A 26,314-nucleotide genomic window follows, 5' to 3' on the forward strand; every position below is an offset into this window, starting at 1 on the left:
GCCGGGGACGGCTACACGCCGGTGGCGGTCGCCCCGGCGAGCGTGGCGGCGTGGCGTTCGGCCAGACGCGCCAGCTCGGCCTCGTCGACGGGCCGTCCTGCGTCCGACAGCCAGTTGGCGAGGATGCGGTGCCCATTGCCGGTCATCACCGACTCCGGGTGGAACTGCACGGAGTGCATCGGCAGGGTCGCGTGGCGCATCGCCATGATCATGCCGGACGCCACACGCCCGGTGACCACCAGGTCGTCCGGCACCGTCGCCGGGTCGACCGTCAACGAGTGGTAGCGGGCCACGGTGAACGGGCTGGGGATCCCGGCGAGGACCCCGGTGCCGTCGTGGGTGACGGGGCTGGTCTTGCCGTGGAAGATCTCGTCGGCGCGCACCACGGACGCGCCGAAGTGCTGGGCCAGCGCCTGGTGTCCCAGGCACACGCCGAGCAGGGGGACGCGGTGGGCGGCGCAGTGCGCGATGACCTCCAGCGTGCGGCCCGCCGAGGTCGGGTCCCCGGGCCCCGGGGAGACCAGGACGGCGTCGAAGGACTCCAGAGCACCGACCAGGTCACCGTCCGACGTGCCGAGCTGCCCGGCATCGTTGCGCCACACCGTGCAGTCCTCGCCGAGTTCCCCGAGGTACTGCACCAGGTTGTAGACGAAACTGTCGTAGTTGTCGATGACGAGGATGCGCATGACGCTCATCCTAACCCGTGGGGGAATCCGGGGTTCGTGCTGGTAGGGTTGGTTCAGTTCGAACACGTCACCATGTCAGTGAGGGATACACATGCCGAAGTCTCGGATCTCCGATTCACCGGAGTACAACGGCGCCGTCGGCTCCTCGGCCGCCGACCGCCGCACACCGGTCAAGCTGAACGCGACCGGCACGCCGCGCTGGTACATCGTCGTGATGCTCGGCCTGATGCTGCTGGGCCTGGCCTGGCTGGTCGTCAACTACATCGCCGGCCCGCACATCCCCTTCATGGCGGAGCTCAACGCCTGGAACTACCTGATCGGCTTCGGCCTGTTCATCGTGGGTCTGTTGATGACCATGGGCTGGAAGTAGCCCGGTCCGACCGGACGCCACGGCCCCGGCGCACCACGGTCAGCACGACCGCGACGAGCGCACCGGCGGCCAGGCCACCGAGGTGACCGGGCAGGGAGACCCCGCCCGCGGTCACCGAGTACAGCAGGTTGACGACGATGAGCACCAACGGTGCGCGCACGTCCGTCCTGCGCTCCAGGGACAGTCCCACCAGCATGGCGAACATGCCGTAGCCGATGGTCGACGCCCCTCCGACGAGGCTGTCGGGCTGGAGCCACATCACGGCCAGCCCGCCGCCGACGGCGCAGAGCACCATCGACACCACCATGGTGAGCGTGCCGTAGGCACGCTCCAGCTCCCGGCCGATCAGACCGATGAGCAGCATGTTCATCAGCAGATGGCCCGGGTCCAGGTGGACGAATGCCCCGGTGAGCAGACGCCACCACTCACCGTCGGCGGTGATGGCGTGCGGGTCGACCATGAGGTCCCACGCCACGCCCGGGGCCGACGCGGGACGCGCCAGGCTCCCGCTGTCGAGTCCGGTGACCACGTAGACCACCAGGCAGGCCAGGATCAGGCCTGCCGTGGCGGGGGCACCGGTGAAGAATCTGCGGAGGATCAGGCCACGTCCACGGACTCGATGACGACGTCCTCGTCCGGACGGTCCATGCGGTTGGTGGAGACGCGGGAGATCTTGGCGACCAGCTTCTGGGACTCCTTGTCGGTGACCTCGCCGAAGATGGTGTAGCCGCCGTTGAGGTGCGGGTGGGCACCGACGGTGATGAAGAACTGGGAGCCGTTGGTGTCGCGGCCGGCGTTCGCCATGGCGACGAGGAACGGACGGTCGAACTGGAGCTCCGGGTGGTTCTCGTTGGCGAACTCGTAGCCGGGGCCGCCACGGCCGGTGCCGGTCGGGTCGCCGCCCTGGACCATGAAGCCGTCGATGATGCGGTGGAAGATCGCGCCGTCGAAGAAGGGGCCCTCGGTGCTGCCGGAGGCGTTCTCCGTGGTGTAGGGGGCCTTCTCCTTGTCGCCGGTGGCCAGGCCGACGAAGTTGTTCACGGTGGCCGGGGACTGGTCACCGAAGAGGTCGATGACGATGTCGCCGTGGTTGGTGTGCAGGGTCGCTGTCGCGGTTTTCTGAACGGTCATGGGGGCAAGGCTACCGGACGCCGGGCGGGCACCCCTGATCGCCCGATTCCGACTACCCTCGGGGACAGATTTGGTTATCGTTGGATGACGACCCATTTTGTGTCGACAGAAGAACCGTTAGTGAAGTGCCAGAGAAGTGACCGACTACCGGCCGGTCCGCCGAGGATGTTGAAGGAGATGCACGGTCCATGGACCCCAACACCGCGTTCACCGCGCTACGTGCCGCCCGGCAGGTCTCGTCGAGTCTCGGCGGCGACGGCAGGCGCAAGAAGGGGGACGTCCGCGACGTCTCCGGCCTCTACGCTCTGCGGCCCCGTGCCGGGAGCGGGGCACGTGCACGGGGACCGCAGGACCTGTCCTCGGCCCCGGGCCACCACCGGTTGATCGTGGAGCAGCTCCTCGCCGAGAACCGGGCGGCACGGCAGCCGGCCTCCCCGACGTCCGACAAAGATGACAGCAATACCGCCTCGAAAGGAATTACGGTGAGCAACGCCACGAAGAACGACACCACGCAGGGCCTCGACCAGGCCGTACAGGAGGCCGAGAGCGCTCTCGACACCCTGAAGGACAGCAAGGCCGAGAAGCTCAGCAAGAAGGCGTCGAAGGCCACCAAGAAGGCCGACAAGATCTCCTCGAAGGCTGACAAGCGTCGTGCGAAGGCGGACAAGACCCAGGCCAAGGCACTGAAGCGTCAGCACAAGGTCGCCAAGAAGGCCGCGGGCCGCAACGAGTCCCCGCGCGACTTCGTGGAGAAGCGGGTCTCCGCGGTCACCTCGGCCGCCGGTGACCGGGCGAACGCCCTGGCCGACCAGGTGCGTCACGCGCCGGACGCTGACCTCACCGACACCGTCACCCGCTGGGGCCGCACCGCCGCCGAGCGCGGCGGCGAGCTGTTCTCCCAGGCGCAGGAACGCGGTTCCGCATTCCTCGAGTCGGACGCCGTGAGCGACGCCCTCGACGACGCACGCGACCGCGCCAACCACCTCGGCAAGGCCGGTGCGGCCCTGGCCGCCACCGGTGTCGAGGCCGGCCGCAAGGCGGGCAAGGACGCCGAGAAGTCGGCGAAGAAGACCGCCAAGAAGTCGAAGAAGCAGCTCAAGAAGAACCACGGCAAGGACCTGAAGGCGGCGAAGAAGAAGGCCGACAAGGCCGGCAACTCCGCCCGCAAGTCCCTGGAGAGCGCCTGGTCGCAGGCGTCCGAGGTGGCCTCCGAGGTCGGCGAGACCGCGAAGAAGGAGGGTGCCAAGGGCCGTAAGCAGGCGTCCAAGCAGGCGAAGAAGGCGAAGAAGTTCGCCCAGAAGAATGCGAAGACCGCCAACAAGCAGCTCTCCCGTTCGCAGCGCAAGATCAAGAAGACCGCCTCGAAGAAGGCCGAGAAGGTCCGTGCCAAGGAGCTGAAGAAGGCCGCCAAGGCGAACCGCAAGAAGCACACGGGACGCAACATCCTGCTGCTGGCGATCATCGCCGCCGCCGTCGCGTTCGTCGCGCAGAAGGCCAAGGGCAGCGGCTCGGCCTCCCCGTCCGCCCCGGCGAAGACCCCGCGCACCAACGGTGCCCCCGCCACCGGTGCCGCCGCGAAGCCGAAGGCCGCCGCGGCCAAGGCCGAGGAGAAGGCTGACGAGGCTGCCGAGAAGGCCCCGGAGAAGGCCAAGGAGGCTGCCGACAAGGTCGCCGACAAGGCCGAGGAGGCCAAGGACAAGGTCCAGGAGAAGGCCGAGGACGTGAAGAAGGAGGCCGACAAGAAGCAGGCGAAGAAGAACGCGCCCGCGGCCCCCAGCGCCCCCGGTGCTCCCGGCGCCCCGAAGGCGGACAAGAAGGACGCCAAGGATGCCAAGGACGCCAACCCGGAGGACGACGGCGGAAAGCACCGCCTGTAGTCTCCCCTGACCCCGCGTGAACCCCCGGACGTTACGTCCGGGGGTTTTCCGCGTCCCGGCGGGCCCGTCCGATGCAGAAGATTTGGTTCCGGAGACGATAGTCAGCCAGTAGGGTGACTGACATGACCACCACCGAGCCCACCGAGCCCACCGGCACCACCGACTCCACCGTTCTCGACCTGCTCATCGTGGGGGCAGGTGTCGCCGGCATCGACCTCGCCCACCACGTCGTCGACGAGTTCCCCGGCTGGAACTGGCGGATCGTCGACTCCAACGACGACCTCGGCGGCACCTGGAACACCTTCACCTACCCGGGCATCCGCTCCGACTCGGACATGGCGAGCTTCGGCCTGCCGTACCGGCACTGGCCGCACAAGGGCACGCTCGGCGAGGGCGCGGACATCCGCGAGTACCTGCGCGACGCCGCCCGCGACGACGGCGTGCTGCAGCGTATCCAGCTGCGCACCTGGGTGAAGCGGGCCAACTTCGTCACCACCGGACCCGCGGCCGAGGCCCACGGTCCGCACTGGGAGGTCACCACGGTGCGCGCGTGGCGTCACGGCCCCGACGACCGGTCGGACGCCACGGACGCCGACCGTGCCGAGACGCTCACCCGCACGCGGCGTCTGCACCTGGCCTGCGGGTACTACGACCACCGGGCGGGGTTCCAGCCGCACTTCGACGGCGAGGAGGACTTCGACGGGCAGCTCGTGCACGCCCAGCAGTGGCGTCCGGAGGAGCAGGGCGACGTCGCCGGACGCCGCATCGTGATCATCGGTTCCGGTGCCACGGCGGTCACCCTGCTGCCGGCGCTGGCGCAGAAGGGTGCGGACGTGACGATGCTGCAGCGCACGCCGACGTGGGTCGCCGCGCTGCCCCGGTTCGACACCATCACCACCATCTGGGCGTCGCTGATCCCGAACAAGCGTCTCGCGTACAAGGTCGCCCGCGCCAACCACATCACCCGCGACATGGTGCAGTGGTACCTCGCCAAGGGCACGCCGTTCCTGTTCAGCGGGTTCCTGCACGCCCTGCAGCTGCGGTGGCTCTCCCCCTCACAGATCCGCCGGGACTTCACCCCGCCGTACCGTCCGTGGGCGCAGCGGGTGTGCAAGGCCCCGGGTGGCGACATCTTCGCCGCGATCAAGGACGGCGGGGCGAAGGTCGTCACCGCCACGATCGACCGTCTGGTACCGCAGGGCGTGCGCCTGCAGGACGGCACGGTGCTGGAGGCGGACACGGTGATCGCGGCGACGGGGCTGCAGCTGCAGTTGTTCGGCGGCGCGGAACTCACCGTGGACGACGCGCCCGTGGGACTGCCGGACACCGTGGCCTACCGGGGTGTGCTCATCTCGGGCCTGCCGAACCTCAGTTTCACGGTCGGCTACCTCAACCAGTCGTGGACCACGCGGGCGGACCTCACGGCCCGCTACATGGTGCGGCTGTGGCACCACATGGTCAACCGGGGTGAGTCGTTGGCCGCGCCGGTGTTCCCGGGGTCGGACGTGGAGCGTCGGGCGTTGCTGGAGTTCGACGCGGGCTACATCAAACGCTCGCAGCACGTGACCCCGCGCCAGGGTGACCGGTCACCGTGGCTGTACCGGCAGGACTACCTGCGCGAATGGCCGGAGCTGGCGCGCGGGGACCTCACTGAGGAGATGGTGTTCGACGACGCAGCCGTGGCCGTCGCACGCGCTCTTCCTGCCTCGACCGCCCAGGCTGTGTCGCCTGGGCCGACCGGTTCTCACGACGCTGCGCCGACCACGTGATGCCCACGGAGGCGGAGATCACCAGCACGATGGTCACCGCCCGCAGCGGCGTCATCTCCTGGTCGAGCAGCACGAAACCGGCCAGCGCGGCGAAGGCGGGTTCCAGGCTGATCAGCACGCTGAAGACGGCCGACGGCAGGCGGCGCAGCGCGGCGAGCTCCAGGGAGTAGGGGATCACCGACGCCATCAGGGCGGTGACCACCGCCGGCACGATCAGCCACGGGTCGGCGGTGACGCCCTCCACGCCGGCGCGTCCGACCGGGGCGAGCATGAGGCCGCCGAGGAGCATGGCGACGGCGAGGCCGCCGGTGCCGGGGATGCGCCGGCCCACGGCGGCGGAGCCGACGATGTAGCCGACCCAGAACACCCCGGCGATCAGCGCGAGCAGCATGCCGACCGGGTCGAGCGCGGCGTCCGACAGGGCCTCGAACCCGAGCACGGCCATGCCGGCGGCGGCGAGGCCGACCCACACGAGGTCGCCGCGTCGTCGGGAGGTGAGCCCGGCGTAGACCAGCGGGCCGATGAACTCGACGGCGACCGCCGCGCTCATCGGGATGCGGTCGAGGGAGGCGTAGAAGAACCCGTTCATCCCGGCCATCATCACCGCGAAGAAGGCGACGGCGCGCCAGTCGTCGGCGTTCCAGGCGCGCAACGCCGGTCGCGCGACGACCAGCAGCAGGGCACCGGCGATGGTGAGGCGCAGGAAGGTCACGCCCCAGGTACCGAGGGTGTCGAAGAGTCCGACGGCCGTCGCGGCGCCGAACTGCAGGGATGCGCAGGACGCCAGGACGAGTGCGGAGGAACGGGTGATGCTCATGGCTCTCATTGTGGGGCCCGCACCAATGGTTCGTCTATCTCAGGTATCTGAACGATAATGGTGAATTGTGCTCAACATTCAACGACTGACCCTGCTGCGCGAGGTGCACCAGCGCGGCACCCTGGCCGCGGTGGCCCGCGAGATGCACTACTCGCCGTCCGCGGTCTCCCACCAGCTCAGCCAGCTGGAACGCGAGGCCGGGGTGCCGCTGCTGGAGACCGTGGGACGCGGCGTCCGGCTCACCGGCGCGGCCCTGCGGCTCGTGGCGCGCACCGAGGAGGTGCTCACGATCCTGGACTCCGCGGAGGCGGAGCTGGCGTCCTCACGCCCGGGTGCCGAGGGCACGCTGCGGGTCACGAGCTTCCAGTCCGCGCTGGCCACGATCCTGCCGACGGCACTGACCATGCTGGAGAAGCGTCATCCCGCGCTGAACGTGGAGGTCTACCACCGGGAGGTCGCCGAGGCCTTCGAGGGCCTGGCGGCGCACTCCTACGACGTGGTCATCGGCGACGAGTTCCCCGGCCAGCCCGAACCGGTGCGCCCCGGACTGCACCGCGAAGAACTCTTCGCCGACCCGATGCTGCTGGTCCTGCCCACCACCGGCCGGTGGGCCGTGCCCGCCGAGGAACTGGACGGACTGGCGGACCTCGCCGAATACCCGTGGATCCTGGAGCCGGCGACGATGCCGCAGGGACGCTGGGAGCGGACCGTCCTACGCGAAGCCGGGGTGGAACCGCGGGTGAAGTGTGAGACCGCCGACCCGATCCTGCGCGCGCACATGGCGCGCACCGGGCACGGGGTCACGGTGATCCCGGCGATGCTGGCCGGCCCGCACCTGGACCACACCCAGGCGTTGGCGATGCCCGGCTCGCCGCACCGCCAGCTCTTCACCGCGGTGCGCGAAGGCTACGCCGACCATCCCGGGGTGCGGGTGTTCCGTACCGCACTGGGCGCCGCGGCGCGGCGGGAGTCGCCGGAGACCCCGGATCAGCTGTGAGGTGCGTGGCCGCGCGGCGATGTTTCATGTGAAACCATGCGGTCGGCGTCGGCGAGACGGTCTGGATGACCCAGGCGCAGGTTGCCCAAATGTTCGGGGTGAGCGTTCCTACGATCAGCGCTCACTTCAAGAACATCCTCGAGAAAGTGTCGCTGACCAGTGATCGAACTGTTAGAAAACTCCAAACAGTTCGATCTGAGGGCGACCGGACCATCCGCCGGGACGTCACCCACTACAACCTGGATGCCATCCTCGCCGTCGGTTACCGGGTCCGTGACGCCCTCCCTGCGGATCACAGAAGGATCCTGCCACTGATTGCGGCCACCTGCTGTGCCCGGTGCGCAGGGGTCATGTGAAACCATGGTGCCCATGACCGACACCACCACGCGCCCCTGGACCGAACTCGCCGCGACCCCCGACCTCCGCCTCGTCGTCCTCGACATGGACGGCACCCTGCTGCGCGAGGACGGCACCGTCCCCGAGGCATTTTGGGACCTGCTGCCGGTGATGCAGCAGCGCGACATCGTGGTGGTGCCCGCGTCCGGACGCCAGTACGCCACCCTGCACGACATGTTCGGCGACCGCGGCATCCGCACCTACCTCGCCGAGAACGGCACCGTGGTCGTGCACGACGGTGAGGTCGTCGCCACCTCTCCCCTGTCCGGCGACACGGTGCAGCAGTGCATCGCCGCAGTGCGCGGGACGGACCGGCGTCTGGGCCTGGTCGTGTGCACCCCGGAGGTCGCCTACGTGGAGAGCACCGACCGCGAGTTCCTCGACGAGGCCGCGAAGTACTACCACTCCCTGAAGCAGGTCGAGGACCTGACCACGGTGCAGGGCCCCGTGGTCAAGGTCGCGGTCTTCGCCTTCGGCTCCGCGGAGGACGCCGCCCCGGTGCTCTTCACCGGCGAGGACGCGCTGGCCAGCCAGGTCGAGGCGGACAACGCCGTGGTGATCTCCGGGGCGAACTGGATCGACATCATGCTGCCGGAGGCGAACAAGGGCTCCGCGCTGCACGACCTGCAGGAGGAGCTGGGGATCTCGCGGGCGGACACCGCGGTCTTCGGCGACTACCTCAACGACCTGGAGATGGTCGGCGAGGGCGACCTGTCCTTCGCCATGGCCAACGCCCACCCCGGCATCACCGCCGCGGCGAACTACGTGGCGCCGGCGAACACCGAGGACGGCGTGGTGCAGGTGCTGCGCCGGCTGCTGGGGTAGCTGCCGGGACCGGCTGCCGACGAACAACGGTGCATGTCCGGAATGAACAGCGAAACGAGCACTTCGCCGTCCGGCCTTCCCACGCACTGCCGTCGACACCACCGCACCGTAGAGTTGACGCCCATGACGTTCAGCCTGACACCACCGGGCGCCGCCCGGCACACCTCCAGACGCCGCGGCGCCGGGACGGTCCTCACCGCCCTGCTCACCGTCACCGCCCTCAGCCTCGGCGGCTGCGCCCTCCGCGGACTCGACGACGACGCCCTGCGCATCCAGCTCGCCTTCGTGAAGAACTCGCAGAACGCCGGGGAGTACATCGCCGACCACGACGGCTACTACGAGGACGCCGGCTTCTCCAAGGTCGACCTCATCGCCGGGCCCACCGCCGTGGAGCAGTCCGCCGCCACCGGCCACGCCACCGTCGCCGGCTCCATGGCCCTGGGCACCGCCAACGCCATCGCCGAAGAGGGCATGCCGATCACCATCATCGGGGCGATCTACAGCGTCAACGCCTTCACCATCCTCTCCATGGACGGCCCTGACGCCATCCGCACCCCCGCCGACCTGGAGGGCGCCCGCATCGCCGTTACCCCGGGCACCGCACAATCGATGGTGGAGGGCCTGGCCCGGGCCAACGACGTCGACCCGTCCACCATCACCTTCGTCCCCGCCGGGGAGACCGCCGTGCTCACCAGCGGTGAGGTCGACGGCTTCCACGGACTCGCCGCGAACCAACTCATCGACCTGCAGCGCGCCGGCCACGACGTGGTCTCCCTGCCGCTGGCATACCACGGGATGCCCTTCGCCGGGGCGTCCTACGCGGTGTCACGGGAGAGCATCGAGGACAACCGGGAGAACCTCAAGGACTTCCTCGTCGCCTCGATCCGCGGCTGGCGTGACGCCGTCACCGACCCGGCACGTGGGGCGGAGCTGTCCACAGATGTCTACGGTGCGGACCTCGGCCTCGACCCGGAGAAGGAGCTGCTGCAGGCGGAGGCGCAGACGGAGTACATCGTCAACGACCACACCCTGCCGAATCAGCTCTTCCGCCTCACCGACGAGGCGATGGACGAGAACGTGGCGGCGCTGCGTCTCGCCGGTATCGACGTCTCCCGCGAGGAACTCTTCGACATGAGCCTGCTCGACGAGGTCTACGAAGAGCACCCCGAACTGGCCGAACCCCTCCCCACCGACACGAAGGACGCACCATGAGCACCGGCACCGGTATCCGCCTCGACGACCTCACCAAGACCTTCACCGGTGGCGTGACCGCCCTGGACCACGTGAGCCTGGACGTCCCGCGCGGCAGTTTCCTGGCGCTCGTCGGCCCGTCGGGCTGCGGCAAGTCCACGGTCCTGCGCATCCTGGCGGGTCTGGAGGAACCCACCGCCGGCACCGCGACGGTGCACGACCTCACGCCGAAGGAGCTGCGTAGCCGCCACGAGCTCGGCATCGCCTTCCAGGACGCCGCGCTGCTGCCGTGGCGTTCGGTGGAGTCGAACATCCGCCTGCCGCGGGAGATCGCCCGCAACCCCCTGCCGGACGACACCCTCGCCGACCTGGTGAAGCTCGTGCGCCTGGAGGGGTTCGAGGGGGCGAAGCCCGGGCAGCTGTCCGGCGGCATGCGCCAGCGCGTCTCCATCGCGCGCGCCCTGGCCGCCGACCCGTCCGTCCTGCTGCTGGACGAGCCCTTCGGTGCGCTGGACGACATGACGCGCCAGCGGATGAACCTGGAGCTGCAGCGTATCTGGACGGAGAACCCGTCCACCACGCTGCTGGTCACCCACGGCATCTCCGAGGCGGTGTTCCTGGCGGACTCCATCGCGGTGATGAGTGCGCGGCCCGGCGCGGTGCGCGAGGTCGTGGAGGTCGACCTGCCGCGTCCGCGCACCCCGGAGATGATGCGTACCCCGGAGTTCCACGCCATCGTCGACCACGTGTCCGACCTGCTGTTCTCCTTCGAGGACGCCTGATGTCGCGGCAGGCGAGACGAACGCTGTCTGTGCTGTCCGTGCCCGCAGTCCTCCTCGGCGCGCTTGCACTGTGGTGGCTGCTGGCCGCCACGGTGCTGCGCCCCCTGGGCACGATCCCCACCCCCGGCGACATCGTGGCCCGCATCGCCGACGACGGCCTGAACTTCTACTGGGTCAACCTGAAGGTCACCGCCATGGAGGCCGGGCAGGGCTACCTGCTGGGCGTGGGCCTGGCGGTGGCGGTGTCGGTGCTGGCCCTGCTGGTGCCGCGGCTGCGCGGCATCGTGATGCAGGTCGCGGTGATCACCTACTCGCTGCCGATCATCGCCGTCGGCCCAGTCATCTACCTCATGGTCGGTGCGCCGTCGAGCGGTGACCCGTCGGCGACGGCGGTGCTGCTGTCGGCGTTGGCGATCTTCTTCACCACCGTCGTCGGCACCTTGCTGGGGCTGGACGCCGCGGACCGTCGCTCCCTGGACCTGGTGGACGTCTACGGCGGTTCTCGCTGGACACGGCTGGTGAAGGTGCAGCTCATCGCGGCGGTGCCGTCGTTCCTCACGGCGCTGAAGGTCGCCGCGCCGATCTCGGTGCTCGGCGCGATCCTCGGCGAGTACGTCGGCGGGGTGGACCGTGGTCTGGGTCCGGCGTTGCTGAACGCCCAGCAGTCGTCGGACGTCTCACGCACGTGGGCGTTGGCGTTGGCCGCCGCCGTGCTGGCCGGCGCGTGGTTCGCGGTGATGGCCCTGCTGGCCCGGCTGGTCACCACGTTGGGCTGGGGGTCGGCGGAGGTGTCGACGGCCGCCCCGGAGCGTGGCCGGCGCTCCCCCACCGCCGTCGCGGTGGAGGTCGTGGTCTCCCTGGTGGTCATCGTGGTGGTGTGGACGCTGGGCCTGCGGCTCCTCGGCATCTCCCCCTTCGTGGGACGCACCCCGGCGCAGGTCGTCTCCTACCTGGCCGACAACACGGACGGCACGAACCACCTCGTCGCCCTGCTGCCGGACCTGTGGCGCACGCTGCTCGACACGGCGACGGGTTTCGTGCTGGGCCTCGTCGCCGCGGTCCTGGTGGCCTCGCTGTTCCTGGTGGCCCCCACCCTGGAGCGTGCGCTGATGCCCTTGGCGTTGTTCTTCCAGTCGGTGCCGTTGGTGGCGATCGCCCCGGTGCTGATCATCGTCATCGGCCGTGGGCAGCTCACGGTGGCGGTGATGGGCGCGATCATCGTGTTCTTCCCTGCCCTGGTCAACATCGGTTCGGCGTTGAAGAACGTGCCGCCGGCGTTGGTGGACCTGGTGCGCACCTACGGTGCCGGACGTACCCGCGAGCTGGTCACGGTGCGGGTGCCGGCGTGCCTGCCGGCGATCTTCGCCGCGGTGCGCATCGCGATCCCCGGCGCGCTGTCGGGTGCGTTGCTGGCGGAGTGGCTGGCCACCGGTGTGGGCATCGGCAACACGGTGATCACCGCGGTGGGCAGTGCGGACACCGACGTGGTGTGGGCGTCGGTGACGGTGGTGACGGTCAGCGCGCTGGTGCTCTACGGACTCGCCTCGCTGCTGGAGGGAGCGGCCCGCCGACGCTGGGGCGTGTGAGCGGACCGCCGCGTCACATCTCCAGCAACCGGGTGCGCAGCAGGTCGGCGAAACCGTCGGCGCAGCGCAGGACGACACGCACGGTCGCGCCGTCGACGTCCACGTCGTGGCGTCCTGCCGCGGGGCGCTGGTGCCGCAGGTCGCAGACGGTCTGCCCACGCCCCGGCCCGTCGGTGGTGTCGACGACGACGGGCACCTTCGGCGCGCGCAGCAGCTCCACCTCGCCGAGGGCGACGGCCGCGGCCAACGGGTCGTGCAGCGCACAGCACCGACGCCCGTAGATGTCGCGGTAGAAGTCGGAGTAGTAGTCCAGCATCTCCCCCACCGCGGCGACGAAGGGCACGTCGGACGCCTGCAGCGCGGCGATGTCGGACGCCTCGAAGGTGTTCTCCATCGTGGTGTCCAGCGGCACCAGGGTGACCTGCCACCCGGCGGTGACGACCGCCTGGGCGGCCTCCGGGTCGTGCCCGATGTTCGCCTCGGTCACCGGGCCGATGTTGCCGGCGACCATCGCCGCACCACCCATCACCGTGACGTGGGCGACGCGGTCGACCAGCGTGGGGTCGCGCTCCAGCGCCACGGCGAGGTTCGTCAGCGGCCCGATCGCCAGCACGTGCAGGCGTCCGGCGTGGCGGTGCGACAGGTCGATCAGCAGGTCGGCGGCGTCCTGCGTCTCCTGTGCGTCCTGCTCTCCGGCGGGCGGCAGCAGCCGCTCGCGCACCTCCCCCACCCCGTCGGTGCCGTGCACCTCCACCGCGCCGCCGGCGAAGGCGCCGACCAACGGGTCGGACGCACCGGTCGCGACGGGCACGTCGCGTCCTGCCAGGGCAAGCAGGCGGCGGGTGTTCTCGGCACCACCGGCGGCGCTGACGTTGCCGTGCACCGTCCCCACGCCGACCAGGTCAACCAGGTCGGTGGGGCCGGTGAGCAGGTAGCCCAGGGCGAGGGCGTCGTCGATGCCGGTGTCACAGTCCAGGTACACGGGGTTCGCGATCATCGGGCCAGTGTAGCTACCATCGGCGGGCCGGAGGACACCGAACACAGGAGGACAGTTGAGCACGCAGGAGTACAGGGTCTACCTGGCGGGACCGGAGGTGTTCCTGCCGGACGCCGCCGACGTGGTCGCGCGCATGCAGCAGGTTTGCCGCGACAACGGGCTGACGCCCGTCGCCCCGCTGGACGCCGGACTGGACGAAACGGCAACACCGGCAGAACCGGACGCGACGTGGATCTTCGACAAGAACGTCACCAAGATCCGTGGCGCCGACGCGGTCATCGCCAACGTCAACCACTTCCGCGGCGCCGAACCGGACTCCGGCACCTGCTTCGAGCTGGGGTTCGCCCACGCCCTGGGCAAGAAGCTGTACGTCTACTCCGAGGGGGCGACCACCGTGGAACGGGTGGAGCGCTTCCACGGTCCGGTCACGCCCGGCGAGCGCCCCACCGACCCGGAGGGCCGCTTCGTGGAGGACTTCGGCTTCGCGGTGAACCTGATGATGGCGGTGCCCGCCACGAACGTCGCCGGCAGCTTCGCCGACGCCGTGCGCGTCGTCGCCGCCGACCTGCGCGGAGATGCATGAGGTCTCCGCGCACCACCGCCGTCGGCGTGCTGGCCGTCCTGGTCACGGTGCCCCTCACCGCCTGCGGCGGGGACGGCGGGCCAGCCACCGAGTCGACCACTGAAGCCGCCACCGGGGCAAGCGCCCTCTCTGTCGAGGCCTCCGGCCGCGGCCCGATCGCCCTGTCCGCCTCCGACGGCGGCGCAGAGGGCGCAGAGGGCACAGCGGAGAGCATCGACGGCCGTCTCGTCACCGGGCAGGGCTCCTGCTTCGCGATCGTCGACGGGTCCACCGACGAGGCTCCACGGCCGGTGGTCTTCCCCGCCGGGACGGAGTCGGTGACCGAGCGGGGCCGCCCGTCGGTCACCCCACCGGGGCAGGACACCGTCTACGTCGGCGAGCCGATCAGCGTCGAGGCGGTGCCGGTGCAGCTCGAGGACCTGGACGGCCTTCCCGAGCGGTGTGCCACGGGCGGTTCCACGACCGGCCTCGTCGTGCAGTGAGCCGCTCCGTGAGGCCCTGATCCCCCATCGGACGTGTCACTGATGAAATCGTCTGACCTGCATTGGCCTCCCCTACTGGACCATTGCGCGGGATTCTACTGGACCTTTCTGCGTCAGAAACAGCCCGGTATCCATAAGCCCGCGAAGCGCATGCCACAATGTGACTCATGACACTGCCACCCTGGGTCCGCATCGCCCTGGGCATGTTCGCCGTCTCCTACGGCGCGAACCTCTTCGCCCCGCTGCTGCCGGTGATGCGCGACGTCCACGGTCTCGCGCAGGCACCGGTGAACCTCATCCTCGCCGTCTACGTCCTCGGCCTGATCCCCGCACTCATGGTCGGCGGCCCGCTGTCGGACCGTCGTGGACGCCGCGCCGTGGTACGTCCCGCGCTGCTGTTCTCCGTGGCGGGCACGCTCGTCACCCTCGCCGCGCACCTCGCCGTTGACGCCACTGACGCCACTGCTGCCGTCGGCCCCGTCCTGCTCAGCGCGGGACGCATGCTCACCGGCGTGGCGGTGGGCCTGGTCCTCGCCGCCGGGGCGTCGTGGCTCAAGGAGGTCACGCCGGGCACCGACGGGGCCGCCGCCCGGCGCGCCACCGCCGCCACGTCCGCCGGTTTCGGGGTCGGCCCGCTGGTCAGCGGCCCGGTCGCCGAGTGGTTGCCGGGGCCGGACACCACCCCGCTGATCCTGCACCTGGTCATGGCGCTGGTCGTCACCCCGCTGGTGTGGGTGACCCCGGAGGCCGGCCGACGCTCGGACGCCCGGCTGCGTGTCCCGCCCTCGGCGCGCTCACCGCGGTTCCTGTTCACGGTGGCACTGTGGGCGCCGTGGGCGTTCGGCCTGGCCACGACGTCCTTCGCCGTGCTGCCCCCGCTGGTCACCGCACAGGTGTCGGCACCGGTCGCCTACACGGGGCTCATCGCCGGGGTCACCATGCTGACCGGCACGTTCGTGCAGCCGTGGGCGGGGCGGCTGCCGGTGCACACGCGGGTGACCCCGCCGATGTACGCGCTGGGCACCGCCGGGCTGGGCATGGTCGCCTCGATCGTGGTGGTGACCACCCAGGCGGTGTGGTTCCTGGTGCCCACCGCGGTGGTGCTGGGCACGGCCTACGGCATCATGATGGTCTCCGGGCTGCGCGAGGTGCAGCGCATCGCCGGGCCCGGGGAGCTCGGCTCACTCACCGCGGTCTTCTACGCCCTGACGTACCTGGGCTTCTTCATGCCGTTCGTGGTCTCGTTGATCGCCCCGACGGTGGGTTACGTGCCGGTGTTCTGCGTCGGCGCGGCGGTCTGCGCGGTGTCGGTGCTCGTCACCGCACGTCACAGCCACCCGTTCTGATCGGCCACGCCCACCGCCTCGAAGCGGTTGGACGTCCCGGTCTTGCCGATCACCGAGGACAGGTGGTTGCGTACCGTGCCCTGCGACAGGTGCAGTTGGGCGGCGATCTGCCGGACGCCCGCCCCGGAGCGCGCCGCGCGGCACACCTCGACCTCGCGCGCGGTCAGCGGCGAGTCCGGGGTGAACAGGGACTCCTCCGCCAGTGCGGAGTCGACCACGCGCAGCCCGCGGTGCACCCGACGCACCGTCTCGGCCAGCTGGGACGCCGGGGTGTCCTTCACCACGAAGCCGGTGGCACCGGCGGCGAGCGCGGCGCGCAGGTAGCCGGGGCGTCCGAACGTCGTCACGATCACCGAACGGCAGGACGTGCCGGACGCCGCCAGCGCCTGTAATTCCTCCGCCGCCTCGATGCCGGTCATGCCGGGCATCTCGATGTCGAGCAGGGCGACGTCGACGCGGTGCTCCCGCACGGCGTCGACCACCTCGTCGCCGCGTCCGACCTCGGCGACGACGTCGATGTCGCGTTCGGTGGCGAGCAGCGCGGCGAGGGCACCGCGCACCAGGTCCTGGTCGTCGGCGACAAGTACCCGGATCATGGTCGACCCGCCATTCTCACCAGCACGGTGGTGCCGGCGGTGCCGTCCACTGTCAGCGTGCCGCCGGCATCGGCGACGCGGCGACCCAGCCCGGTCAGCCCGTTGCCCCACCGGGCCGCGTCCGTCCCGCCGACACCGTCGTCGCTGACCTGCACCCGGTCGGCGCTCATCGTCACCTCGCACGTACGCGCCCGCGAATGACGCACCACGTTCGTCACCGCCTCACGCACCACCCACGAGTACAGGTGGGCGTTCACCCCGGCCACCGACACGTCGTGGGGCAGGACGGCGCGGATGCCCGCGGTGCCCAGCGCCCGGCGCGCGGCCTCCACCTCGCCGGCGAGGTCGGGCGAGCGCATCCGCGTCACCGTGGAGCGCACCTCGGCCAGGGCCGTGCGGGAGATCCGGGTGATCTGCTCGAGCTCGTCCTTCGCCGCCGCCGGGTCGGTGTCGACGAGGCGTCCGGCGAGCTCGGACTTCAGGGTCACCACGGTCAGGGAGTGGCCGAGCAGGTCGTGGACGTCCACGGCGATGGACTCGCGCTGCCGCGAGATCTCCAGGTCGTGCTCGAGCTCCGCGCGTTCCTCGTAGCGGCGGGTCACCAGTGCCACGGCGTAGACCATCGCCGGGGAGACCAGCGTGCCGCCCAGCACCCCGGGCATCGCCGCCGGTTCCAGCAGCCACACCAGCGCCGTCGACACGACCACCAGCACCACGGTGGCCGGCAGGCTGAACCGTACCGGCAGCGGGAAGGACAGCACCGCCACGAAGAAGGGGACGAGGAAGGCCGCCAACGCGCCGACGACCACGGCGGTCACCACCGCCACGACGGCGAGCAGGGAGAACCAGAACAGGTAGCGCCGCATCATCGACATCCCGCCCGGCCAGTGGTCGACCAGGCCGAAGGCGGTGGCGTACACCGTGCCGAAGAGTACGAACAGGGCGACCCCGGCCACCGTGCGTGGCGTGAACCCCTCGGTGACGACCAGCACCACCGCGGGGACCACGAGCACGACCAGCCAGATGGACGCCATCAGGCTGGAGGCACCGTCGAAGTTCTTCATCGCCGTCCCTTCTCCCGGGAGTGCAGGGCCAGGACCACGGCGACGAGGACCGCCGTCCAGACCAGGAAGTTCACCACCGCCCACCATAGCGGGTCGTGCACGAGCCACGGTTCGTACGAGACGGACTGGTAGCCCTCGCTCAGCGGCCACCTGGCCAGCGACACCGCCCCGTACATCGGGCTGAAGCGTCCCACGGTCATCATCGTCTCCGGCAGGGGCATGAACAGGTTGCCGAGGAACGCGAGCACCACCACGCTGGTCCCGGCGATGCTCACCGAGGTCTCCGTGGGCCAGGCCTGCGACCAGGCCATGCCGTAGAAACCGAAGGGTACCGCGCCGACGACGCACAGCAGGAAGGACGCCGCCCACGCCGCAGCCGGCATCGACGCGCCGGTCACCGCACCGACGGTGAACACGGCGGCGACGGGCAGCACCGCGCGGATGGTGATGCCCAGCAGACGCGACGCCACCAGCTGGGCGTGGGTCAGCGGGGTGAGCGCGAGCTGGCGTCCCCAGCCGGTGGTGCTCTCGACCACGACCTGCCCGGCGGCGGCGACCGCGCCGGTCACGCCGGCGTAGAGCGCCATGCCGATCATGATGTACGCCGAGACGTCGCCTCGGCCCACGGACTCGTCGCCGAACCCCATCGCCTGGCCGAAGACCAGGTAGAACACCACGGGCAGGCCCATGGAGAAGAAGAGCATCGCGCCGTCGCGGGAGAGCCGACGCAGGTCGTGCAGGGCGAAACGTAGCGTGGTCATCGCGCACCCCCGGTCAGCCGGATGAACGTGTCCTCCAGCGTCCGCCCGCTGATACGCAGGTTGGACGCGCCGCGGGAGAGCAGGTCGCGCGCCAGCGCGTCCGACTCCCCGGTGGTCACCGAGTGGTGGCCGTCCAGGTCGTACTCCACGACGACGTCCCCGCCGCCGCGCAGCTCCTCGGTGGTGCCGTCGGCGACGACGGCACCACCGTCGAGCAGGACGATCCGTGCGGCGACGTCCTGCGCCTCCTGCAGGTAGTGCGTGGCGAAGACGACGGTGACCCCGCGGGCGGACTGCACGCGCATGTCCTCCCAGAAGTCGTGGCGGCTGGCGGGGTCCATGCCCGCGGTCGGCTCGTCGAGGATGAGCAGCCGTGGGTCGCCGAGCAGGGCGAGGGCGAAGCGCAGGCGTTGCTGTTCACCGCCGGAGCAGCGTCCCACACGGCGTTTCCTCATGTCGGTCAGCCGGGCGTGCTCCAGCACCTCGGCGACGGGACGCGGACGGTGCATCGTGGCGGCGATCATCGCCACCGTGCCCTCCACGGTCATGTCGGGCAGCAGCCCGCCGGTCTGCATCACCGCCCCGACGCATTGGCCGGTGATCGCGGCACGCGGTGTGCCGCCGAGCACGTTGACCGTGCCGGCGGTGGGTTTCGTGAGGCCGAGGACCAGGTCGATCAGGGTGGTCTTGCCCGCGCCGTTGCGGCCGAGCAGGGCCACGATCTCCCCGCTGGTGACGGTCAGGCTGACGTCCTGCAAGGCACTGACGCCGCCGCGGAAGGACTTGTGCAGCCCCTGTGCGTTGATGGCCGTGTGTGTTGTGGTGGCTGTGTTCTCCATGCCCCCAACACAACCGCGCCCCGGACCCGAAGGCCCGGGGCAACGGTCACGACGTGACCATGACAGTTGTCATGTGTCCGACCCGGTGATCAGCCGGCGATGATCTTGTTGAACTCGCGGGCGACCGGGGCCGGGGAGAACCGGGCGGCCAGACGCAGGGCCAGGTCGGGGAAGGACACCGAGTAGTCCTGGCGCTGACGCTCCAGCCAGTTCTTCGGGTGCACGGACTTCCACACGGCGTCGGCGACGTCCTCGGTCTTGATGCGCACACCGAGACGCTTGGTCGAGGCGGCCTCGACGTCGGCGAGCTTGGTCTTGACCCACAGCGGCATGATGTTGACCACGCGGATCTTGTCCTTGCGCCACTCCAGGCTCATCGCCTGGGTGAAACCGTGCACGTAGAACTTCGAGGCGGAGTACGGGGTGATGTGCGGCTGACCGTAGATGCCGGACGCCGACCCCATCGACACCATGTGCGAGCCCTTGGTGTTCTTGAGGTACTGGTGGGCGGCACGCGCGCCGAAGGTGATGCCGGTGCAGTTGATCTCGATCTGCTTGGCGATCAGGCCGGGGGCCTGGTCGGCGACGTCGTGGTCGCCGATGATGCCGGCGTTGTTGTCGAGGACGTCGAGACGGCCACCGGTGTGCGAGGTGAAGTCGGCCAGGGCCTCCTCCCACGACTCGTAGTCGGTGACGTCCAGACGGCCGGTGATGATGTCGGGGAACTGCTCCTTGAGCAGCTCGAGGCCCTGCTCGTCGATGTCGTAGGCGCCGACGGTCCAGCCTGCGTCGCGGAACTTCAGTGCGACCTCGCGACCGATTCCGGCGGCGCCGCCGGAGATGAAGATGCTCTTCGTGTTGTTCATAGGGCGCAATCTATCAGGGGTCCAACATAGATACATCACAATCCGAAAAATAAGCTTTCCCCCACTACAGTGGGCGGGTGTTCTCCGACAGCCAGCCGAAGGGCCCGGTGAGGCCTTCGGTGATCTCCGTGGTGCCGGCACCCATGATCGGCGAGTTCGGTGTGCAGCGCTTCTCCGGGACGCTGCCGGGGTCCAGGGCGTCACGCACGATGTCGACGACCCGCGGCGAGTAGGACATGGAGACGTGGTCCGAATGGTCCTGCTCGCACCCGTCCTGCACGGTGACGTTGGTGACGCTCGCACCCTCACCGGCGGTGAGGAACGTCGAGTCGTAGGGCGTGGTGACCTCGTCGTACTTCGTACCGACCGCGGTGTAGTCCACGCCGGGCACGGTGTCGCCCGCGGCGTTGAGCCGCTCGAGCAGCGGTGAGCCGTACTGCTGCTGGGTGCCGCCCTCGCCGATCACGTAGTCCAGCGCGGGGTCGAGGTCCAGGCCGAGGCCACCGATGAACCGGTTGAGGTTCGCGATACCGGACAGGGTGGTGCCGTGGTTCGTGGCACCGAGGGTCACGGCCCTGTCCACCTTGTCCGCCCCACCGTTGAAGGTGAGGTACTGGCGTGCCAGCAGCCCGCCCTGGGAGTGCCCGACGAGGTCGACCTCCTCGCTGCCGGTGGCCTCGAGGACGCGGTCGACGAACTCGCCGACCTCGGTGGCGGACTCGGCGATGTCGCCGGTGGCGAAGGTGTTCGGCAGGACGGTGCCGACGCCGCCCTTGTCCTGGATCTCCGCGCGCCCGTAGTTCGGGGCGAAGACGCAGTACCCGTCGTCGGCGAGTGCCGGCGCCAGTGCGGACCAGTTGTCGTAGGCGTTCTCCCACGTCCCGTGGATCAGGACGACCGGGTTGCGGTCACTGGTGCAGTCCCAGTCGTTGGCCCCGGCCGGGGAGCGCAGCGGGTCGTGGAAGCTCTGCACGAAGGCGTCGACGAAGTTGGACGGGGCGGCGGGCTCAGCTGGCGCAGTGGAGACGGTCACGGCCGCGACGGTGGCCACCGTCGCCACGGCGACGGCGCCTTTGGTTTTGAAACGTAACATGATCCAGAACCGTACCGGATCCTGTTCGCCCGCAAACATGGATCGGTGTGGTTCGAGGCAGTTTCGTCACCGGTAGGCGACGCCCCGCTCCTGCAGGATGTCGCGCAGGCGCGTGGGGTAGTCGGTGATCACGCCGTCGGCGCCGGCGTCGACGTACTCCTCCATGTCCGCGGCCTCGTTGATGGTCCAGGGCACCACGCGCAGGCCCGCGTCGTGCGCCCGGGTGATGAAGGACGCCGCGTCGACGTCCTCGTAGGCGGGGCTGAGCACCTCGACGCCGAGCCGCTGCGCGGCGGCGACGACGTCCCCGTCGCCGTAGTCCACCGGGCCGAGGTACGGCGAGTCCGGCACCCACGTCGTCGCGTCGAACAGGGCGATGAGCGGGACCTGCGGTGCGCGCTCGCGCACCAGCGGCAGGCTGGACCAGTCGAAGGACTGCACGGCGATGCGGTCGGTGGTCCCGGCGTCCTGCGCGGCGTCGAGGATCGCGTCCACGTACTCCTGCGCCGGGGCGGAACGTTCCGGCTGCTCCGCCTCGATCTTGGTCTCGATGTTGAAGTGGACCTGCGGGTCGCGCGCGGCGAGGTCGAAGACGTCGGTGAGGGAGAGGATGCGGTTGTCGTCGGCGTGGACGGCGTCGGGGTAGTCCTCCAGCGGCAGGTTGCAGTTGAGGGTCTGCAGCTGCTCAAAGGTGAGGTCGTGGACGTCCTCGCCGACGTGCTCGCCGGTGCACTTGTCGGCCTGGATGGAGGCGTCGTGCCAGACGACGGGGACGCCGTCGGCGGACAGGTGGACGTCCAGCTCGAGGGTGGTCACGCCCCGGTCGAGGGCGTGGTCGAAGGCGGCGACCGACTCCTCGGTGTACTCGCCGCGTCCGCCGCGGTGGGCCTGCAGGTCGAAGGTGGACGGCAGGTTGTCCGCCGGGGAGGACACCGCCGGCGGCACCGGCGGCAGGCCGAGGCTGCCGGTCACCGAGGCGGCGGCGGGGGATGCGGCGAGCCCCGCGGCCAGAACGGCGGAGACGGAGACGGCGGCGGCGATGTGAGGGGTGCGGGGCATGGTTCTCCTGGGCTTTTGTCGGGGGCTGTCGTCGGGGGCGATCTGACCGTAACGGCCCGCCGCGCCCGCCGCAGGGGACGTTGCCGAAGGTTCACCGAAACTTAAGCAACCAGTTGCCTATCGTGCTAGACACGGAGAGCATGGACATCAACACCACCCAGCTCCGACGTCTCATGCCCCTGTGGCCGCCCCTGCTCGGTGCCGGGGTGAAGATCCGCGAGTTCGCGCAGGACGGCTCGCGCGTCCTCGTCACCCACCGTCCCAACCGCCTGACCAGGAACATCGTGGGTACCGCCTTCGGCGGCACGATCATGTCGATGACCGACCCCTTCTTCATGCTCGCCTCCATGGCGCGCCTGGGCGGCGGGTTCAACGTGTGGGACGTCGGCGCGGAGGTCTCGTTCCTCAAACCGGGGCGCGGCACCCTCACCGCCGACATGCGCATCGACGACGCCACCTACGAACGCATCCGCGAGGAGACCACCGAGGGGCGCAAGTACCTGCACTGGTTCGAGGTGGACGTCACCGACGAGGCCGGCGACACCGTCGCCACGGTCCGCCGCCAGGTGTACTACCGGCGCAAGCGTTAGGCGCGCAGACGCCACAGCGAGGTGACCTCGCGGCTGCGGGCGACGTGCAGCGGGTCGTCGGCGTCGCGGACCTTCGGGTGGCGTGGGGCTGTGTCCTCCCGCCCGACCACGCGCAGCCCACCGTCGGCGATCCACCCCTCCAGCTGCTCCCGGGTGCGCAGGCCGAGGTGTTCGGCCAGGTCGGAGAGCACCAGCCAGCCCTCCCCGCCGTCGGTGAGGTGCTCGGCGAGCCCGGCGAGGTAGCGGCGCAGGGCGTCCGACCTGTCGTCGTAGATGCCGAGTTCCAGTTCGGAGGTCGGCGTGCCCGGCAGCCACGGCGGGTTGAACACGACGATGTCCGCGCGCTGCCCGGGCAGCCACAGGTCGGCCTCCACGACCTCGGCGGAGACCCCGAGGCGCTCCAGGTTGGCGCGCGCGCAGGTCACGGCACGCGCACTGACGTCCGTCGCCGTCACGCGTGCCCCGTGCCGTGCCAGGACGGCGGCGAGGACGCCGGTGCCGGTGCCGATCTCCAGGACGTCGCGTCCGGACGTCTCGTCGGCGAGCCGGTCGACCAGGCCGACGTACTCGCTGCGCGTCGGCGAGAAGACGCCGTAGTCCGGGTGGACGTGGTCGCCGAGCTCCTCGACCCACACCCCGCGCAGGTGCCACTGCCAGGCGCCGAGGACGCCCTGCAGTTCGGTGAACGGCACGCGCCGCGGGCCGTCCTGCCCGTAGGCGTGCCGGCACGCCTCGCGCACGTCCGGCGCCCGTCGCAGGTCGAGGCTGTAGTCCTCCCCCAGATCGACGAGGACGCGGCCCAGGACGTCCGCCCGCTCGGCGCGTTCGGCGCGCTGGCGCAGGAACAGCGTCGCGGCGTCGGTATCCCCGGTCCGACGCCTCCCGGCCCGCTTCGTCAGCCGCCGGTCGAGTGCCTTGAGCAGCTGGCGGGCGTTGTGGAAGTCGCCCGTCCACAGCAGCGTGCCGCCGGTGCGCAAGTGGCGCAGCGCCCGGTCGGCGGTGGTGGTGTCGTCGGCGATTTCCGTCATACCGCTGATTGTTCCACGGACCCTGCTAGTGTCGGCAGCAAAAGTAACGGCATCTCACAGCGAACCGTTAGAACCAGGCAGACTGTTTCAAGCGCACCCGCGTGCCCGCACGCGTTTCGAGAGGACCAAAGACGTGACGACCCACCGTGCCAAGCCCCGCCGCAACCGACTCTTCCGAGCGACGACCGCGGTGGTCGGCGCACTCGCCGTGGCCCTCGGCCTCGCCACCGCACCCATGGCGACCGCTGCCCCGGCCGGCAACGTGGTGGTCATGGGTGACTCCTACGCGGCGAACCCGGACCAGTACTACAACACCCTGCGCGGCATCGACGGCTTCGTCCCCGACAACTACCCGGTCGGCGGCAACTGCCTGCAGGCGCCGAACAACTGGCCGCGGCTGATGCAGCAGCGCCACGGCCTGGCGGTGACCGACTGGTCCTGCTCCGGGATGACCTCCCACAGCGCCCTGGGCCGCATCGACCGCGCCGTCAACGCCGGCGACATCCACCGCGGCACCCGCACCGTGGTGCTGAACTACGGGATGAACAACTTCGGCCCCGGTGGCACCGACAACGGCGCAAACTTCCTGGACCCGGGCGACGTGCGCAACCGCTACCTCTCGGACGTGCGCGCCGCCGCGGCGAAGGTGCGTTCCGCCGCCCCGGGTGCGCGCATCGTGATGGCCGGGCAGATGGCGATCACCTCCAACGGCATGTTCTGCTTCGCCAACGTGGTCCCGAACTTCCCCGCCGGCCTGCCGATCCCGGTGCTCAGCGACGTGGAGATCTGGCTGCGCGGCAACCAGCAGGAGGCCGCCCGCCAGATCGGCGCGTCCTTCGTGGACCTGAAGACCGAGTCCGCCGGCAACGCGACCTGCTCCCCCGACCAGAACCGGTACGTGGCGGGCATCCTCGACACCACCACCCCGAACTACAACATGATGATCCACCCGTCGCTGAAGGGCTCCACCTTCATCGCCGACCGGATGTCCCGCGCCGTCTAGATGCCCTCGCTGGTCGAGGCCCGGCTGGTCGCGCAGGGGCTGCTCTCCCCCGCGGACTCCGCCGTCCACCTGCTGGAGGCCATGGGCCCGATGCAGGGCCAGGACCTCACCGGCGTGCTGGCGTCGTTGGCGCTGCGACTGCCGAAGAGCACGGACGTGCGCGCCACCTTCGACGCCGGGGAGGTCGTCCGCGGCTACCCGATGCGTTCCACCGTATTCGCCCTGTCCGCCCGCGACGTCGGCTGGGTCACCGAACTGTGCGCCGGCCAGCAGCGCCGTGAGTCCGCCCGGCGCTGGGAGAAGGAGGGGTTCTCCCGGGCCGAGGTGACCCGCGCACACGACGTCTTCCTGGGCTCCCCGGGCCTCACCCGTGCCGGGCTGGGCGAGCTGTGGGCCCGCCACGGTTTCCCGGACGACCGGGGTTTCCGCTACCTGATGATCCGCGACATGATGCTGCACGGCACCGCCGTCTACGGACCGTTCGACGGCGCCGACCAGCTCATCGTCCCCGCCACGGCGGTGCCGTACACCGCGGACCGCTCCCCCGCCGCCGAGCTGCTGCTGCGCTACCTCACCGGCCACGGCCCGGCGGACCTGCGCGACTTCGCGTGGTGGACGAAGCTTTCCCAGCGGGTGGTGAAGGACGCCTTCGCCGAGATCGCCGGCGAGGTCGAGACCACCGACGGGCTCCACCACCGTCCGGGCCTGTACGACGAACTCGCCGCGGTCTCCCGCCGGGCCCACGGCACCTTCGCACTGCCCGCCTTCGACGAGGTGATGCTGGGGTACCGCGACCGGTTGTCCTTCCTGGCGTCCGACCACCACGAGCAGGTCGCCCCCGGCAACCGTGGGGTGTTCCGCCGGACGGTGGTGCGCGGCGGGAAGTTCATCGCGACCTGGTCGTCCTCGTCGTCTTCCGACGTGGCCCCCTTCCGGGAGCTCAGCGCGACGGCGCGACGCGACGTCAGCCGAGCGCTGCGCGCCTACCCCGCAACCCGTCGATGAAGGTGTCGATCAACCAGTCTGCCTGACCGGGCGCGAAGCGCTCGGCCTTCTCCGGCATGGGGCGTGACACCGCCGCCAGGCCGAGGTGGAAGCGCCACGGCGACAGGTCGTCCTCCACGAAACCGCTGGAGGCGGCGAGGTCGAGGATGGTGCGGTAGGCCGCCAGGAACTCCTCGCGCACGGGCTCGGTCTCGACCCAGACCCGGCCGTCCACCGGGATCACGGCGATGGAGCGTTCTGCCAGCGCGGCGACCTTCAGCGCGGCGATCTCGTGCACGAAGTTGCGCCACCCCTCCGACCCCCCGTCCCAGTCGGCGACATGGCGTTCGATGATGGCCAGGACGCGTCCGGCCATGTCCTCGATGAGCCCGACCATGAGGTCCTCCCGGGTCGGGAAGTGCCGGTAGAGCGTGGCGATGCCCACGTCGGCCCGTGCGGCCACGGTGCGCAGCGGCACCTCGGGCCCGTCCTCGGCGAATAGGTCCCAGGCGGCGGTGAGCAGGGCCGCCCGTTTCTCCCGTGCGTCGGCTCGCATCGGCTCTCCTCTTGCATCTCGGTAACCGGAGGATTACGCT

Annotated in this window: 28 protein-coding genes and 1 pseudogene; 15 read left to right on the forward strand and 14 right to left on the reverse strand. The window is 70.3% G+C overall.

Annotated features, from left to right (window positions below; all coding sequences use genetic code 11):
* Positions 1-11 precede the first annotated feature (11 nt).
* A complete protein-coding gene (locus tag ACT3UN_RS13145; RefSeq protein ID WP_301444247.1) occupies positions 12-686 on the reverse strand; it encodes an aminodeoxychorismate/anthranilate synthase component II in 675 nt (224 codons plus the stop codon).
* 91 nt (positions 687-777) lie between these two features.
* On the opposite strand from ACT3UN_RS13145, the gene crgA reads away from it, so the two are divergent.
* Positions 778-1,056, forward strand: coding sequence for a cell division protein CrgA (gene crgA, locus ACT3UN_RS13150; RefSeq protein ID WP_301444246.1), 279 nt, complete (start codon positions 778-780; stop codon positions 1,054-1,056).
* Here the strand turns inward: crgA and ACT3UN_RS13155 are convergent.
* Entirely contained in the window at positions 1,019-1,585 is a 567-nt protein-coding gene (locus ACT3UN_RS13155) for a rhomboid family intramembrane serine protease (protein ID WP_444657244.1), read from the reverse strand. The two genes, crgA and ACT3UN_RS13155, sit on opposite strands and share 38 nt — an antisense overlap.
* Before the next feature lie 68 nt (positions 1,586-1,653).
* A complete protein-coding gene (locus ACT3UN_RS13160) occupies positions 1,654-2,187 on the reverse strand; it encodes a peptidylprolyl isomerase (protein WP_441579719.1) in 534 nt (177 codons plus the stop codon).
* 188 nt (positions 2,188-2,375) lie between these two features.
* Between ACT3UN_RS13160 and ACT3UN_RS13165 the strand changes: the two genes are divergently transcribed.
* Entirely contained in the window at positions 2,376-4,064 is a 1,689-nt protein-coding gene (locus ACT3UN_RS13165; protein WP_444657245.1) for a hypothetical protein, read from the forward strand.
* Between the two features lie 122 nt (positions 4,065-4,186).
* Positions 4,187-5,833: a flavin-containing monooxygenase gene (locus ACT3UN_RS13170; protein ID WP_301441782.1), complete on the forward strand. Its 1,647-nt coding sequence runs from the start codon at positions 4,187-4,189 to the stop codon at positions 5,831-5,833.
* 55 nt (positions 5,834-5,888) lie between these two features.
* Here ACT3UN_RS13170 and ACT3UN_RS13175 read toward each other — a convergent pair.
* Positions 5,889-6,659: pseudogene (locus tag ACT3UN_RS13175) on the reverse strand (EamA family transporter); the annotation flags it as partial.
* 58 nt (positions 6,660-6,717) lie between these two features.
* On the opposite strand from ACT3UN_RS13175, the gene ACT3UN_RS13180 reads away from it, so the two are divergent.
* From ACT3UN_RS13180 to ACT3UN_RS13205, 6 genes are all read left to right on the forward strand, one after another.
* Entirely contained in the window at positions 6,718-7,647 is a 930-nt protein-coding gene (locus ACT3UN_RS13180; RefSeq protein WP_444657246.1) for a LysR family transcriptional regulator, read from the forward strand.
* Between the two features lie 89 nt (positions 7,648-7,736).
* Positions 7,737-8,003: a RhuM family protein gene (gene rhuM / locus ACT3UN_RS13185; protein ID WP_441582585.1), complete on the forward strand. Its 267-nt coding sequence runs from the start codon at positions 7,737-7,739 to the stop codon at positions 8,001-8,003.
* Positions 8,004-8,016: 13 nt separating this feature from the next.
* The gene (locus tag ACT3UN_RS13190; RefSeq protein ID WP_441582559.1) at positions 8,017-8,868 is read left to right on the forward strand and encodes an HAD family hydrolase; all 852 of its coding nucleotides are present in this window, start codon (positions 8,017-8,019) and stop codon (positions 8,866-8,868) included.
* A 123-nt stretch (positions 8,869-8,991) separates the two neighbouring features.
* On the forward strand, positions 8,992-10,080 hold the full coding sequence (locus ACT3UN_RS13195; protein WP_301441785.1) for an ABC transporter substrate-binding protein: 1,089 nt from the start codon (positions 8,992-8,994) through the stop codon (positions 10,078-10,080).
* Positions 10,077-10,841, forward strand: coding sequence for an ABC transporter ATP-binding protein (locus ACT3UN_RS13200; RefSeq protein WP_444657247.1), 765 nt, complete (start codon positions 10,077-10,079; stop codon positions 10,839-10,841). Before ACT3UN_RS13195 ends, ACT3UN_RS13200 begins: the two co-directional genes overlap by 4 nt.
* A 38-nt stretch (positions 10,842-10,879) precedes the next feature.
* Positions 10,880-12,427: an ABC transporter permease gene (locus ACT3UN_RS13205; protein ID WP_441588252.1), complete on the forward strand. Its 1,548-nt coding sequence runs from the start codon at positions 10,880-10,882 to the stop codon at positions 12,425-12,427.
* Between the two features lie 13 nt (positions 12,428-12,440).
* On the opposite strand, the gene ACT3UN_RS13210 is transcribed toward ACT3UN_RS13205, so the two are convergent.
* The gene (locus ACT3UN_RS13210; protein ID WP_441582563.1) at positions 12,441-13,424 is read right to left on the reverse strand and encodes a nucleoside hydrolase; all 984 of its coding nucleotides are present in this window, start codon (positions 13,422-13,424) and stop codon (positions 12,441-12,443) included.
* Positions 13,425-13,479: 55 nt separating this feature from the next.
* On the opposite strand from ACT3UN_RS13210, the gene ACT3UN_RS13215 reads away from it, so the two are divergent.
* The 3 genes from ACT3UN_RS13215 to ACT3UN_RS13225 all read left to right on the forward strand — a co-directional run bounded on the left by ACT3UN_RS13215 (position 13,480) and on the right by ACT3UN_RS13225 (position 15,835).
* Positions 13,480-14,007 (forward strand): nucleoside 2-deoxyribosyltransferase, encoded by a 528-nt coding sequence (locus tag ACT3UN_RS13215; protein ID WP_444657248.1) that lies wholly within the window; start codon positions 13,480-13,482, stop codon positions 14,005-14,007.
* Positions 14,004-14,489: a hypothetical protein gene (locus tag ACT3UN_RS13220; protein WP_441582565.1), complete on the forward strand. Its 486-nt coding sequence runs from the start codon at positions 14,004-14,006 to the stop codon at positions 14,487-14,489. The genes ACT3UN_RS13215 and ACT3UN_RS13220 overlap by 4 nt, the downstream gene beginning before the upstream one ends.
* 167 nt (positions 14,490-14,656) lie before the next feature.
* On the forward strand, positions 14,657-15,835 hold the full coding sequence (locus tag ACT3UN_RS13225) for an MFS transporter (RefSeq protein ID WP_441582566.1): 1,179 nt from the start codon (positions 14,657-14,659) through the stop codon (positions 15,833-15,835).
* Here the strand turns inward: ACT3UN_RS13225 and ACT3UN_RS13230 are convergent.
* From ACT3UN_RS13230 to ACT3UN_RS13260, 7 genes are all read right to left on the reverse strand, one after another.
* On the reverse strand, positions 15,817-16,431 hold the full coding sequence (locus tag ACT3UN_RS13230; protein ID WP_444657249.1) for a response regulator transcription factor: 615 nt from the start codon (positions 16,429-16,431) through the stop codon (positions 15,817-15,819). The two genes, ACT3UN_RS13225 and ACT3UN_RS13230, sit on opposite strands and share 19 nt — an antisense overlap.
* On the reverse strand, positions 16,428-17,495 hold the full coding sequence (locus ACT3UN_RS13235; protein WP_441582567.1) for a sensor histidine kinase: 1,068 nt from the start codon (positions 17,493-17,495) through the stop codon (positions 16,428-16,430). Before ACT3UN_RS13235 ends, ACT3UN_RS13230 begins: the two co-directional genes overlap by 4 nt.
* On the reverse strand, positions 17,492-18,256 hold the full coding sequence (locus ACT3UN_RS13240; protein ID WP_301441794.1) for an ABC transporter permease: 765 nt from the start codon (positions 18,254-18,256) through the stop codon (positions 17,492-17,494). Before ACT3UN_RS13240 ends, ACT3UN_RS13235 begins: the two co-directional genes overlap by 4 nt.
* A complete protein-coding gene (locus ACT3UN_RS13245) occupies positions 18,253-19,095 on the reverse strand; it encodes an ABC transporter ATP-binding protein (RefSeq protein WP_301441795.1) in 843 nt (280 codons plus the stop codon). Before ACT3UN_RS13245 ends, ACT3UN_RS13240 begins: the two co-directional genes overlap by 4 nt.
* A gap of 89 nt (positions 19,096-19,184) precedes the next feature.
* A complete protein-coding gene (locus ACT3UN_RS13250; RefSeq protein WP_301441796.1) occupies positions 19,185-19,961 on the reverse strand; it encodes an SDR family oxidoreductase in 777 nt (258 codons plus the stop codon).
* Between the two features lie 64 nt (positions 19,962-20,025).
* Positions 20,026-21,054, reverse strand: a complete 1,029-nt coding sequence (locus ACT3UN_RS13255) for a lipase family alpha/beta hydrolase (protein ID WP_444657250.1) — start codon at positions 21,052-21,054, stop codon at positions 20,026-20,028.
* A gap of 66 nt (positions 21,055-21,120) precedes the next feature.
* Positions 21,121-22,113, reverse strand: coding sequence for a glycerophosphodiester phosphodiesterase family protein (locus ACT3UN_RS13260; RefSeq protein ID WP_301441798.1), 993 nt, complete (start codon positions 22,111-22,113; stop codon positions 21,121-21,123).
* A gap of 140 nt (positions 22,114-22,253) precedes the next feature.
* Between ACT3UN_RS13260 and ACT3UN_RS13265 the strand changes: the two genes are divergently transcribed.
* Complete coding sequence (locus ACT3UN_RS13265) at positions 22,254-22,703, forward strand: DUF4442 domain-containing protein (RefSeq protein ID WP_301441799.1); 450 nt, start codon at positions 22,254-22,256, stop codon at positions 22,701-22,703.
* On the opposite strand, the gene ACT3UN_RS13270 is transcribed toward ACT3UN_RS13265, so the two are convergent.
* Positions 22,700-23,731 carry a methyltransferase gene (locus ACT3UN_RS13270; protein ID WP_301441800.1) on the reverse strand — a complete coding sequence of 344 codons (1,032 nt, stop codon included), beginning with the start codon at positions 23,729-23,731 and terminating at the stop codon, positions 22,700-22,702. The two genes, ACT3UN_RS13265 and ACT3UN_RS13270, sit on opposite strands and share 4 nt — an antisense overlap.
* Positions 23,732-23,864: 133 nt before the next feature.
* Between ACT3UN_RS13270 and ACT3UN_RS13275 the strand changes: the two genes are divergently transcribed.
* Positions 23,865-24,734 (forward strand): GDSL-type esterase/lipase family protein, encoded by an 870-nt coding sequence (locus ACT3UN_RS13275; RefSeq protein ID WP_301441801.1) that lies wholly within the window; start codon positions 23,865-23,867, stop codon positions 24,732-24,734.
* Positions 24,735-25,739 (forward strand): DNA glycosylase AlkZ-like family protein, encoded by a 1,005-nt coding sequence (locus tag ACT3UN_RS13280; protein ID WP_444657251.1) that lies wholly within the window; start codon positions 24,735-24,737, stop codon positions 25,737-25,739.
* On the opposite strand, the gene ACT3UN_RS13285 is transcribed toward ACT3UN_RS13280, so the two are convergent.
* Positions 25,699-26,274 (reverse strand): TetR/AcrR family transcriptional regulator, encoded by a 576-nt coding sequence (locus tag ACT3UN_RS13285; protein ID WP_301441803.1) that lies wholly within the window; start codon positions 26,272-26,274, stop codon positions 25,699-25,701. The two genes, ACT3UN_RS13280 and ACT3UN_RS13285, sit on opposite strands and share 41 nt — an antisense overlap.
* Positions 26,275-26,314: the final 40 nt, after the last annotated feature.

This window comes from Corynebacterium sp. AOP12-C2-36 (assembly GCF_052379185.1).
GTDB lineage: Bacteria > Actinomycetota > Actinomycetes > Mycobacteriales > Mycobacteriaceae > Corynebacterium.